Genomic DNA, 12,057 nt, shown 5'->3' with positions numbered 1-12,057 from the left:
GTGGTTATGCACTCAGCGCTTTACAGCGACTGGCTGGTGATGCTCGGCGCGCTTTTTTAGCAGATCAAACACGGCGGGGTAGGCCGGGCGTTCGATGTAACGGCCTGCCCCGCGTTCTGCGCGCAAGTCTCCATCGGCCCACACGACGCGACCTTGGCTAATGGTGTGACTGGGTACGCCGCGTACGGTTTTGCCTTCGAAAATATTGAAATCGACCTGTTGGTGGTGAGTTTTAGCGGAAATAGTGCGCGTGCCATGCGGGTCCCACAGCACCAGATCGGCATCGGCGCCCACCCGGATCGAGCCCTTGCGAGGGTAAAGATTGAAAATCTTCGCGGTGTTGGTCGAGGTCAGCGCCACGAACTCTTGCATCGACAAGCGCCCGGTATTCACGCCTTCATCCCACAGCACCGCCATGCGGTCTTCAATGCCTGCCGTGCCGTTGGGGATCTTGCTGAAATCGTCGCGTCCGGCGGCCTTTTGTTCGGCGCAGAAGCAGCAGTGATCGGTGGCCGTGGTGTGCAAGTTGCCTGATTGCAAACCGTGCCACAGCGCCTCCTGGTGACCGCGCGGGCGGAAAGGTGGGCTCATCACATAACCCGCGGCGGTTTGCCAGTCGGGGTGCTGGTACACGCTGTCATCAAGCAGCAAGTGCCCGGCAAGTACTTCGCCATACACCGGCTGGCCTTGACTGCGAGCGTAGGTAATTTCGTCGAGGGCCTCACGGGTCGAGACATGCACCAAGTACAACGGCGTCCCAATGGTTTGCGCGATGCGAATGGCCCGGCTGGCGGCTTCGCCTTCAACTTGCGAAGGGCGCGACAGCGGGTGCGCTTCTGGGCCGGTGATGCCTTGGGCCATGAGCTTGCGCTGCAAGTGGTACACCAGCTCGCCGTTTTCGGCATGCACGGTCGGCACAGCGCCGAGTTCCAAGCAGCGCTCAAAACTGGCCACCAGCGTGTCGTCGGCGGCCATGATCGCGTTTTTGTAGGCCATGAAATGCTTGAAACTGTTAACCCCGTGCTGGCTGACCAGTTCGGCCATTTCCTCGCGAACCTGCTCGCTCCACCACGTTATCGCGACATGAAAACCGTAGTCCGACGCTGACTTCTCAGCCCAGCCGCGCCATTGGTGAAACGCCTCCAGCAACGACTGCTGAGGGTTGGGAATCACAAAGTCAATAATCGACGTTGTACCGCCCGCCAGACCGGCCGCTGTGCCACTGAAAAAGTCTTCACTGGCCACAGTTCCCATAAACGGTAATTGCATATGCGTGTGCGGATCGATACCGCCGGGAAGCAGATATTGACCGCTGCCATCCAGCACTTCGCAACCAGCCGGAACATCAAGATCAGTTCCTATTGCGCGAATTAGACCGTCTGCACAATAAACATCAGCACAATAACTTTCATCATGGGTCACAAGCGTAGCGCCACGGATTAACAGTGACATAACAAGTTCCTCGCAGGCAGACCGGCTATGGCCAGTTCTAATGTTGTTATTACGACCGTAGTACAGAATTTCATTCCTGTCACTGGTGACAGGAATGAAATCTAGTGGGTTGTTAGCGAATGAGCAAATAATATTTTTAGGACAGTATTTGTTTAATAACTATATGAATTTAAAGGAATAATTATTTTAAACACCAAAATGGTGCGCCCCCTCACCATTTCGGCGCACTTGACAGGAATAAAATATAGGCGAAGTTTCTTATGCTAAATCAGGTGCTTGAAGCGCTCGGAGAACGCCACGCAGCGAATAAAAGTAAATAAGCCTGCACTGATATGTTTCGTTTAGTTCTATTAAAAAACCGATAAATGTTTTGAGGCAGGGTTTAAAGGCGCGGCAGGAATAATTGAAAGCGCTTCAAAACCAGCCAGTTATAAGGTGTGAGCACCGATGTGGGTGAGCACTGCAACTTAGTCGGCACAGTTTTTGATTACCGCTGCCTATACCGGATGACCTAAATCTTAAGGGAAACGCTCTGCGTCCGTGTGCAGAGCCAATCACTAAAACAAGAGCCTCCAAACAAGAGAGTGAGCGAGCATGCAACCGAGCAGATCCCAAGTCACCGAACGTAACGGTTTGTACGAGTTGGAAGCCGGGCCTGAAATTCTCGACAGCCCCCGCTACAACCACGACATCGCCCCCACTAAAGTTCACGAACGTACCTGGAACAAATGGCACATCACCGCGCTGTGGATCGGTATGTCGATTTGCGTGCCCACCTACACTTTGGGCGGTGTTCTCACGGCCTACTTCGGGCTATCGGTGGGTGAAGCGCTGCTGGCGATTTTGCTGGCCAATATCGTGGTGTTGATCCCCCTGACCCTGAACGCCTTTGCGGGCACCAAATACGGGATTCCGTTTCCAGTGCTGCTGCGTTCTTCGTTTGGCATCTTGGGTTCCAATGTGCCGTGTCTGATTCGGGCACTGGTGGCTTGCGGCTGGTTCGGGATCCAAACGCTGTTTGGTGGCCTGGCCATTCACCTGTTTCTGGGGTCGATATTCGAGGGCTGGAAAAGCCTCGGCGGCACCGGGGAAGTGATCGGCTTCATGCTGTTTTGGGCGCTCAATTTGTGGGTGGTCTTGCGCGGCGCCGAATCAATCAAATGGCTCGAAACCCTGTCTGCGCCGCTGTTGGTGCTGGTGGGTGTCGGCTTGCTGGTATGGGCCTTGCCCAATGTGTCGATGACCGAGTTGTTGGCTCAACCGCCCAAGCGTCCCGAGGGTGCCAGCGTGTATGGCTACTTCTTTGCAGGCTTGACCGCGATGGTGGGATTTTGGGCCACCTTGTCGCTGAATATTCCCGATTTCAGCCGCTACGCCAAAAGCCAGAAAGACCAGATATTGGGGCAAATATTTGGCTTGCCGTTGACCATGTTCCTGTTCGCAGCCCTGGGCGTGGTGATGACCGCAGCGTCCCAGAAACTGGTCGGCGTAACGGTCTCTGACCCGGTCAGTCTGATCGGCCACATCCAAAGCCCTGTCTGGGTCGCGCTGGCCATGGCGCTAATCATCATCGCGACCTTGTCCACCAACACGGCGGCCAACATCGTGTCGCCCACCAATGACTTCCAGAACATCGCGCCCAAGCTGATAAACCGCACCAAGGCGGTGATGCTGACGGGCCTAGTAGGGCTGGCGCTAATGGGGCACGAGTTGCTCAAAAAACTCGGCCTGCTGGTGTCTGATGTCAGCCTCGAAACCGTGTACTCCAATTGGCTGCTGGGTTACTCCAGCCTACTAGGGCCGATTGCCGGGATCATGGTGGTCGACTACTTCATCATCCGTCAGCAAAAACTCGACCTTGCAGGGCTGTACCGCGACGGTGTTTACCCGGCTTGGAACTGGAACGGCTTTATCGCTTTCGGCGTCCCTGTGGTCTTGACCCTCTTGTCCTTGGGCAGCAGCGCCTTCAGCTGGTTTTATGACTTCGGTTGGTTCACTGGATCGTTTCTCGGTGCGGCGATTTATTACGGCCTGTGCCGCCTGAGTAGCCCGCAAACAGCCGTTGCCAAAGGCACGGCTTGACTTGGATTTTTATAAGAAACTGCCTGAGGAAAACATCATGAACGCAGCACAAGACCTTCAGCAGCAACGCGCGCAGTCGATCAATAGCGAACGCCTGTGGGCCTCGCTCATGGAGCTGGCGCAACTGGGCGCCACGGTCAAAGGCGGCGTGTGTCGCCTGGCCTTGACCGACCTCGATCGCCAGGCTCGGGACATCTTCGTACGCTGGTGCGAAGACGCGGGTTGCACCGTCAGCGTCGACGCCGTAGGCAATATTTTTGCCCGCCGCCCTGGGCTCAACCCAGACCTGCCGCCTGTGATGACCGGCAGTCACATCGACACCCAACCCACCGGCGGCAAATTTGACGGCTGCTTCGGTGTACTGGCCGGGGTCGAAGTGTTGCGCACGCTCAACGACCTCAACATTGAAACCGAAGCGCCCTTGGAAGTGGTGGTTTGGACCAACGAAGAGGGCTCGCGCTTTGCGCCGTGCATGATGGGCTCGGGTGTGTTTGCCGAAAAATTCACCCTTGAAGAAACCTTGGCCAAAACCGATGCCCAAGGCGTGACAGTCGGTGAGGCCCTGAACGCGATTGGTTATGCGGGCAAACGAACTGTCAGTGGCCATCCGGTGGGCGCGTATTTCGAAGCCCACATCGAACAAGGGCCGATCCTGGAAGACGAACGTAAAACCATCGGCGTGGTGCTCGGTGCTCTCGGGCAGAAATGGTTCGACCTCAACTTGCGTGGCGTAGAAGCGCATGCCGGTCCCACCCCGATGCACCTGCGCAAAGACGCGCTGGTCGGCGCTGCGGCCGTGGTCGCGGCGGTCAACCAAGCCGCCCTGGGTCATCAACCTCACGCCTGCGGTACGGTGGGCTGCCTGCAAGCGTATCCGGGTTCGCGCAACGTGATTCCTGGCGAAGTGCGTATGACCCTGGACTTTCGGCATCTGCTGCCTGAACGTCTGGACTCCATGATTGCCGAAGTTAGCGGCGTAATCGAAGCGACGTGTGCCAAGCATGGCCTGAGCTTTGAACTGACCCCGACCGCCGACTTCCCGCCGCTGTACTTCAATCCCGACTGCGTCAATGCCGTGCGCGAGGCGGCGGGCGAATTGGGGCTCAGCCATATGGACATCGTCAGCGGGGCAGGGCACGACGCAATCTTCCTCGCCGAGTTGGGCCCTGCGGGCATGATTTTCGTACCCTGCGAAGGTGGCATCAGCCATAACGAAATCGAAAATGCCGATCCAAAAGACTTGGCGGCAGGGTGCGCCGTGTTGTTGAAAGCGATGCTGGCGGCGTCGAAAACAGTGGCGCAATCAGCGGCTTGAGACCGTAGAAGGTGCCGCCCCGTCTTCGACGTCGCGCTATCGCGCAGTAAATAGGCGACCGATAGTCGACAGCATCCCCCAATCGTTTCCCTCTCCTTCGGGAGAGGCGTGGTGAGGGGGGCTCTTGATTTGAGTGCGTATCCATTGCTGCGGCAACGGCGACTTAGGGTTGCGGCCTTACGCCGTGTCACTTTGTTAAGAGCGACAAAGTAACCAAAACGCTCTTGCCCCTACCACTCGGTACCTCGCTTTGGCTCGGTATGCCCTCACACAGGCCTTGCTTCGTGGGCCCGCCGCGATCGGCCATCCCTGGCCGTGTCGCGGCTAACCCGGCGTCCTGCCGGGTTACCCACTGCGCAAGACCTGTGTGAGGCCAGCGTGGTTTAAGGGGGCCTCTTAGATCAAAAGCCAGATCAAAAAACGCGAGCAATCGAGCGTCGACCGGCTGCTCCTACAGTGGGTTTTATTGCTGACCTTCCCAGCCGCCCCCCAACGCCGTCAACAACCCGACACTGGCCTGCAACTGCCGGGTCCGCAGGGCTTGCACCTGGCGTTGTGCCTGCAACGCGGCCGTTTGTGCCGTTACCACATCCAGGTAACTCACAGCTCCTGCCTCGTAGCTGTTGGTGGCCAGGGTTTGGGTATGTTGCGCGGCGTTGGCCGCTGCCTGTTCGTCGAGGCTTTCCTGCTTCAGGTCGCGCAGTTGCGCCAAGTTGTCTTCCACTTCTCGAACGGCGTGCAGCACTTGACTGCGGTAGTGCGCCGACGCTTCTTCAAACTCGGCGTTGGCTTGGCGCTCTTGGGCGTCCAATCTGCCGCCATCGAATACCGGCAAGCTAACCAGTGGCCCCAAGGCCCAGAAACGATTGCCCGCTGACAACAAATTGCCGCTGCCCTGAGTTTGTCCGCCGAGCAGTCCGGTCAGGCTGAAGTCCGGGTACCAGGCGGCTTTTGCCACGCCAATTTGCGCGTTGGCAGCGAATACCCGGCGTTCAGCCGCAGCGATGTCTGGCCTGCGTTGCAGCAAAGTGCTGGGCAAGGCAGCGGGTTGCGCCGGGACGTTTAAGGGCTGTGCACTTGGCGCCAGCGCAAAGCGGCTGGCAGGCTCGCCCACCAGCTCGCCAATGGCGTGCTCGGTTAGGTTGCGCTGGGCGCGCACGTCGTCCAATTGCGCTTCTGCAGTGGCCAATTGGTTTTGCGCACGGGTCAAGTCGAGTTCAGAGGCAATTTGCCCTTGATAGCGGGCGCGGGTCAGTTGCAAGGCTTGGCTGTAGTCGTCCAGGGTGCTGGAGAGGATGCGGCTTTGCGCATCCAGTCCGTCAAGTTGCACGTACAGGCTGGCCAGTTGCTGTTGCAGGCTCAAGCGTGCAACCGCCAGATCATCGGCAGAAGCTTGGGCCTGAGCATCACCGGCCGCAACTTGATTGCGGATTTTGCCCCACACGTCCAAGTCAAAATTCAGCGCAAAGCCTGCGGTGTTGCTGTTGTACACCGAAGGCTGGGTCGTGCCGCGCAGCGGTCGATGATCTGATTGACGCTGGCGCAACGGTTGCCCGCTGGCGGTAATTTGCGGGAACAACCCCGCATGGAACTGGCTGGCATATGCCTGTGCCGCATCGTAGTGCGCAAGGGCTGCCGCCAGATTCGGGTTGGCACTGAGCAAGCGCTGTTGCAGGTCGTTCAAGCGCTCATCGTGGTACAGCCGCCACCATTGTGGCGACAGTTGGTCGCCCGGTTGCGCGCTGTGCCACGGGCCATCGCTGGTCTGCTCGCGGTAATGCTGCGGCAGGTCGAGTACGGGCGGTTTGTAGAGTGGGGCCAGCGAGCAGCCTTGCAGCGCCAGCGCCAACAACAAGGCGCTGCGTTTAAGCGTTGGTGACATGGGGCGCTCCTGCATCGGCCAGTTTGACTGTGTCACCTTCGCGCAAGGCATCAGGCGGGTTGTCGATGACCGTGTCAGCCGGTTTTAGGCCCTGGTCGATGACCAGTCGGTCGCCCAGGTCCATGCCGATATGGATGTTCTGCAAGTGCACGTGTTTTGCACTGTCCAGCACCGCCACTTGGGTGCCTTGAGCGCGGAAGATCAGCGCACTGGCCGGAATGCTCACGCCGTGGGTGTCCGCCGGAATGGACAGTACCGCTTCGGCATAATCGCCTGGCAACAGCGCATCTTTCGGGTTTTTCGCCACGAACTGTGCCATCAAGGTGCCGGAGCGTGGATCAACCGAGGTCGAGTTGCCAATCAACTGGGCGCTGAAGGTTTGCCCCGGATGCTCCGGCACATTGAGTTGCACTTGCATGCCGGGGCGAATCACGCTGGCGTAGTTTTGCGGCACGGGCACGTACAGGCGCAGTTGATGGGTGTCGGCGATGTCAAATAATTCTGGATCGCTGTCAGTGTCAGCCTTCACCAGTTGGCCAATGTCGGTGTTGCGCGCGGTAATGGTGCCAGCGAACGGCGCACGAATGGTTTTGTAGTCTTCCAGTGATGACAACCGTGCGTAATCGGCTTCGGCAGCTTGGGCATTGGCCTTCGCGGCGGCGGCATTGGAGTGTTTCTCGTCCGCCTCCTGACGCGATACCGAATGACTGGCCAACAAGTTTTGCCAGCGGGTGGCGGTGGTCGCCGCAAGCCGGGCGTTGGCCTGTTCTTGAAGCAGATGGGCGCGGGCTTGTGCCAGTTGCTGGTCAAGGTCAGGGCTTTCAATCACGGCCAGCACTTGACCGGCGACGACCTTGCTGCCGATGTCGGTGTTCCAGCTTTTGAGGTAGCCATTGACCCGTGCATGAATCGGCGCCTTGCTCCAGGCTTCAAGGTGCGCGGGCAGGCGCAGGGTGTCGCCGTGGGCGTTTTGCAGGGGGTGGAACACGCTGACCACTGGCAAGGCAGCGGCCTCGGTCCAGCCGATAACCTCGTGCTCATGTCGGCTGCGCGCTGCCAAGCCGTTGGCGACCAGTAACGCGGCCAGAGTTAGGCCGCCGATGCCCAGTAGCATCAAGCGCTTGCGCGAAGGTTTTTGATCAGACGACATGGGTAGTTTCTCCAGCAGCAGCGCGATTTTTTTCACGGCCGTGCACCAGGCTGAACACCACGGGCACGAACAGCAGGGTGGCGACGGTTGCCAGCATCAGACCGCCAATCACGGCGCGTCCGAGCGGGGCGTTCTGTTCTTCTGAAAGGGCCAGCGGCAGCATGCCGATCATCATCGCCAACGCGGTCATGCACACCGGACGGAAGCGCGTGTAACCCGCTTCGAGTGCGGCCTTGAGGGCGTCGCCATGTTCGGCCAGGCGCTCTCGACAGAAACTCACCACCAGGATTGAGTTGGCGGTGGCCACCCCCATGCACAAGATGGCGCCGGTCAAGGCTGGGACCGACAGCGAGGTGCCGCTCAGAAACAGCATCCACACAATCCCGGCCAAGGCCGCGGGCAGGGCGGTGATGATCACAAATGGATCGACCCAGGACTGGAAGTTGACCACGATCAGCAGGTAGATCAGTACCACGGCGCCGAGCAAACCCAAGCTCAAACCGCTGAAGGCTTCATGCAGGGCGTCGATCTGACCGTGCAAGGTGATGGTTGCGCCTTTGGGGCGCAGGTCCGAGGCGCCGTCGATGACCTTTTGCACATCCGCCGCCACCGAGCCCAGGTCGCGGCCCTGAATGTTGGCGTACACGTCCAGCGTGGGCTGAATGTTGTAGTGCGTGACCACGGCCGGGCTATCCACGCGACTGATGGTTGCCAGCCCGCCGAGGATTTGTGTCTGGCCGTTGCTACCCGTCACCGGCAAGGCCTCCAGGGCCGGAAGGCTGTCCAGGCGATATTGCGGCGTGGCCGCGACCACACCGTAAGACACGCCGTTTTGCGGGTTCAGCCAGAAGGTTGGGGCCACTTGGGAACTGCCGGCCAAAGACGCCACCATGCTATTGGTGACATCACGTTCGGTAATCCCGAGGCCATTGGCGCGTAGGCGATCGACGTTAACTTGCAGCGATGGGTAACCCACCGACTGTTGGATTCGCAGGTCGGCAATGCCCGGTACGTGTTGCAAGCGTCGTTGCAGTTCCAGTGCATACGCGCGGTTGGCCGCGTCGTCACGCCCGGAGATTTTTACGTCCAGTGGGGCCGGGGCGCCAAAGTTGAGGATCTGCGTGCTGATGTCCGCAGGCATAAAGGCAAACTGGCTGCCGGGGAAACTCTCGGGCAGGGCTTCGCGTAAGCGTTTCACGTAGTCTGCCGTGGGGCTGTGATCAGCCTTGAGCGTGACTTGAATATCACCGTCTTGCGGGCCGATAGTGCCGCTGCTGCTGTAGGCCATGTCGATACCGCTCAACGGAATGCCGATGTTATCGATGATGGTGTCCAGTTGATCGGCCGGAATGATTTCGCGAATCCGCGACTCGATACGGTCGAAGGCGGCGGCACTTTCTTCAATCCGTGTCCCCAGCGGCAAGCGCACATGGAGGGCCAATGCCCCAGCATCGGTGGCCGGGAAAAAGTCTTGCCCCAAGCTTGGCAGCAACACAAATGAGGCCAGCACGCACGTCATAAATCCCAGCAAAAAGCGTTTGCGATGGGCCAAGGCCAATTCCAGCACGCCATAGTAAGCATCGCGCACGGCCGAGAAACGGCGCTCAAATCCTTGCTGGAAATTCAGCAGTGCCCGCACCGGGGCCGAGTGTTTCTGGGTGTGCTGATCGCCCTCGTGATGGTTGATGTAGCCATCTTCCGGGTGATGCCCAGGGCCTTGCTCCGGGATGTGCGGCTTGAGCAGGAACATCGCCAGCGTCGGCACCAACGTCCGTGACAGGATGAACGAGCTGCCCATCGCAAAAATCACCGACAGCGCCATGGGGCGGAACAGGTAACCGGCAATCCCCTGCAGCATAAACATCGGCACAAATACGATGCAGATACACAGCAACGACACAAACGCCGGACCGACAATCTGCTTGGCCCCATCGAGAATCGCATCGCGCACCGACTTGCCCTGCTCAAGGTGCCAGTTGATGTTCTCGATGGTCACCGTCGCATCGTCCACCAAGATGCCGACGGCCAGCGCCAGCCCTCCGAGCGTCATGACGTTCAGGGTTTGCCCGCTGACAGCCAGCAGGGCAATCGCCGAAAGCACCGCCAGCGGGATCGACACGGCAATGATCAGGGTTGAACGCCAACTGCCCAAGAACAGCAGAATCATGGCGCTGGTCAGCAAGGCGGCAATGATGCCTTCTTGCGCCACGCTGCCGACCGATTGCTTGACGAACACCGACGCGTCGCCCAGCAATGAGGTTTTCAATGAGGGCGGCAACGTTTCATTGATGCGCGGCAGCATCCCGCGGATGCCGTCGACAATCGATAGTGTCGAAATGTTGCCGTTCTTCAAGGCCGGCATCAGCACCGCCCGTTGACCGTCGACCCGCACGATGTTTGTTTGCGGCGGCGAGCCATCGCGCACGTGAGCCACTTGGCCAATGGTAATCGGCGCGCCATTGACGGTTTTGATCGGCATGTCATTAAGCTCATCAATCGCCTTGGGGCTGTTGTTGAGCATCACGGTGTATTCGTAGGTGCCGAGCTTGGCAGTCCCGACCGGAATGATCTGGTTCTGCGCCGCCAAAGCAGCCCCCACGTCTTGTGCTGACAAGCCTTTGGCTGCCAGTGCTTGTGGGTCGAGGTCGAGGGTGATCTGGCGCTGTTTACCGCCCATGGGCGTTGGCATGGCCAGGCCGGGCAGCGAACTCAGAGGCAGGCGAATATTGTTCTGCACCAGATCGCGGATTTTGGCTTCCGAGAGCGTGGGGCTGGAGAACGCCATTTGCAGAATGGGCACCGTCGACGCGCTGTAGTTAAGAATCAGCGGCGGGGTGATGCCGGGCGGCATCTGCTTGAGCACAGTTTGTGACACGGCGGTCACTTGTGCGTTGGCCGTGCGAATGTCGACGCCCGGCTGGAAGAAGATCTTCACGATGCCCATGCCGGGCAGTGATTGCGACTCGATGTGTTCGATGTCGTTTACCGTGGTGCTCAACGAGCGTTCGTACGTATAGATAACTCGGCCTGCCATGTCGGCAGGCGCCAGCCCGGTGTATTGCCACACCACGGCAACCACGGGAATACCAATGTCAGGAAACACATCCGTCGGGGTACGCACAGCCGCCAGCGGCCCGATGATGCAGATGAAAATCGCCAGCACGATAAACGTGTAGGGCTTGTGCAATGCGGTCTTTACCAGCCCGAGCATGCCAGAACCTCCGAGGAGTGAAATTGCAAACTCGGGCAGTCTTACCGTCAAGACTTAACGTTCAGCTTTCAGCAACATGAAGGTTGCGTTAGGAATGGGCTGAAACTCCCTTCACGTTCGTTCATTAGGCTCAGGGTCGGTTGCGGATCAAGCTTGAAGCCTATTCGACGGGTTGAGTGTTGGGCCTGTCGCACTCTTTGGTTTCAGCTATGAGGCACACCGTGATGAACCTTAAACCCCTATTCGTGATCCCGTCCCTGAGCCTGGTGTTGTTGCTGTCAGCCTGTGCAGGCCCGATGCCCAAGCAAGACCCGAGCGAAGCCTGGATTGGTCTGAAGGAAGAAGGAAACAGCGACTTGATGGCCGAGCGTGTCGATGGCAAGAACATCAATGACGGCCGCTACTTTGAAGTCACGCCTGGCGCGCATCGCCTTGACGTCACCTTGTATGAAGGGGCCACGGGTGATGAGAACGAAGTGAGTTGTCAAGGCAAGGTCAACTACCCGCAATTTAAAGCGGGCGAGCGCTACGAGCTGATCGAGTCGAGCCTAGGCTCAGATGTCAGCGCCACGCTGGTTGATTCTCACGGTAAGGAAGTGGCACACACCGCCGACTTCAACTGCATGCCGGGCTGAGGATCTATGGCACGCGTAAAACGCGTAGCAGTTGCCGAGCCTGCGAGGCTACGTCCGATTGCGAAGCGATCGTAAAGCCTAAGTGCAGGGTTTAACTGGCAGACCGCAGTCTCTGATTTTGCGACGGCTGCGCCGCCGGACGTAGCCTCGCAGGCTCGGCAACTGCTACACAGTGGTGAACGAGCGAACAATTTTGCCTAAGGTTTCCATGGCCTTTTCACAGGTTTCATCCCACGGGCTGCCGTAGTTCAGGCGAATGCAGTTTCTAAAGCGCTGGGTCGCCGAGAAAATCGGCCCCGGCGCGATGCTAAGTCACCTTAAAGCAGGCGA

Annotated in this window: 7 protein-coding genes and 1 pseudogene; 3 read left to right on the top strand and 5 right to left on the bottom strand. The window is 58.7% G+C overall.

The window, feature by feature from the left end; genetic code table 11:
* Nucleotides 1–12: 12 nt before the first annotated feature.
* Nucleotides 13–1,452, bottom strand: coding sequence for a dihydropyrimidinase (hydA, locus tag B347_RS0121035; RefSeq protein WP_019411673.1), 1,440 nt, complete (start codon nucleotides 1,450–1,452; stop codon nucleotides 13–15).
* A 594-nt stretch (nucleotides 1,453–2,046) separates the two neighbouring features.
* On the opposite strand from hydA, the gene B347_RS0121030 reads away from it, so the two are divergent.
* A complete protein-coding gene (locus tag B347_RS0121030; protein ID WP_019411672.1) occupies nucleotides 2,047–3,534 on the top strand; it encodes an NCS1 family nucleobase:cation symporter-1 in 1,488 nt (495 codons plus the stop codon).
* Nucleotides 3,535–3,571: 37 nt separating this feature from the next.
* Nucleotides 3,572–4,849 carry a Zn-dependent hydrolase gene (locus B347_RS0121025; protein WP_019411671.1) on the top strand — a complete coding sequence of 426 codons (1,278 nt, stop codon included), beginning with the start codon at nucleotides 3,572–3,574 and terminating at the stop codon, nucleotides 4,847–4,849.
* Nucleotides 4,850–5,312: 463 nt separating this feature from the next.
* On the opposite strand, the gene B347_RS0121020 is transcribed toward B347_RS0121025, so the two are convergent.
* From B347_RS0121020 to B347_RS0121010, 3 genes are read right to left on the bottom strand one after another with little or no spacing between them, the layout of a single operon-like run.
* Nucleotides 5,313–6,731 carry an efflux transporter outer membrane subunit gene (locus tag B347_RS0121020; RefSeq protein WP_019411670.1) on the bottom strand — a complete coding sequence of 473 codons (1,419 nt, stop codon included), beginning with the start codon at nucleotides 6,729–6,731 and terminating at the stop codon, nucleotides 5,313–5,315.
* Complete coding sequence (locus B347_RS0121015; RefSeq protein WP_019411669.1) at nucleotides 6,715–7,881, bottom strand: efflux RND transporter periplasmic adaptor subunit; 1,167 nt, start codon at nucleotides 7,879–7,881, stop codon at nucleotides 6,715–6,717. Before B347_RS0121015 ends, B347_RS0121020 begins: the two co-directional genes overlap by 17 nt.
* On the bottom strand, nucleotides 7,871–11,092 hold the full coding sequence (locus B347_RS0121010; RefSeq protein WP_019411668.1) for an efflux RND transporter permease subunit: 3,222 nt from the start codon (nucleotides 11,090–11,092) through the stop codon (nucleotides 7,871–7,873). The genes B347_RS0121015 and B347_RS0121010 overlap by 11 nt, the downstream gene beginning before the upstream one ends.
* 224 nt (nucleotides 11,093–11,316) lie before the next feature.
* Between B347_RS0121010 and B347_RS0121005 the strand changes: the two genes are divergently transcribed.
* Nucleotides 11,317–11,727: a hypothetical protein gene (locus tag B347_RS0121005; protein WP_019411667.1), complete on the top strand. Its 411-nt coding sequence runs from the start codon at nucleotides 11,317–11,319 to the stop codon at nucleotides 11,725–11,727.
* A 165-nt stretch (nucleotides 11,728–11,892) separates the two neighbouring features.
* On the opposite strand, the pseudogene B347_RS27250 reads toward B347_RS0121005, so the two are convergent.
* Nucleotides 11,893–12,039 (bottom strand): annotated as a pseudogene (locus B347_RS27250) (PLP-dependent aminotransferase family protein); the annotation flags it as partial.
* Nucleotides 12,040–12,057: the final 18 nt, after the last annotated feature.

This window comes from Pseudomonas psychrophila HA-4, from assembly GCF_000282975.1.
GTDB classification, from domain to species: domain Bacteria; phylum Pseudomonadota; class Gammaproteobacteria; order Pseudomonadales; family Pseudomonadaceae; genus Aquipseudomonas; species Aquipseudomonas psychrophila_A.
This window is presented reverse-complemented; position numbering and strand designations above follow the sequence as displayed.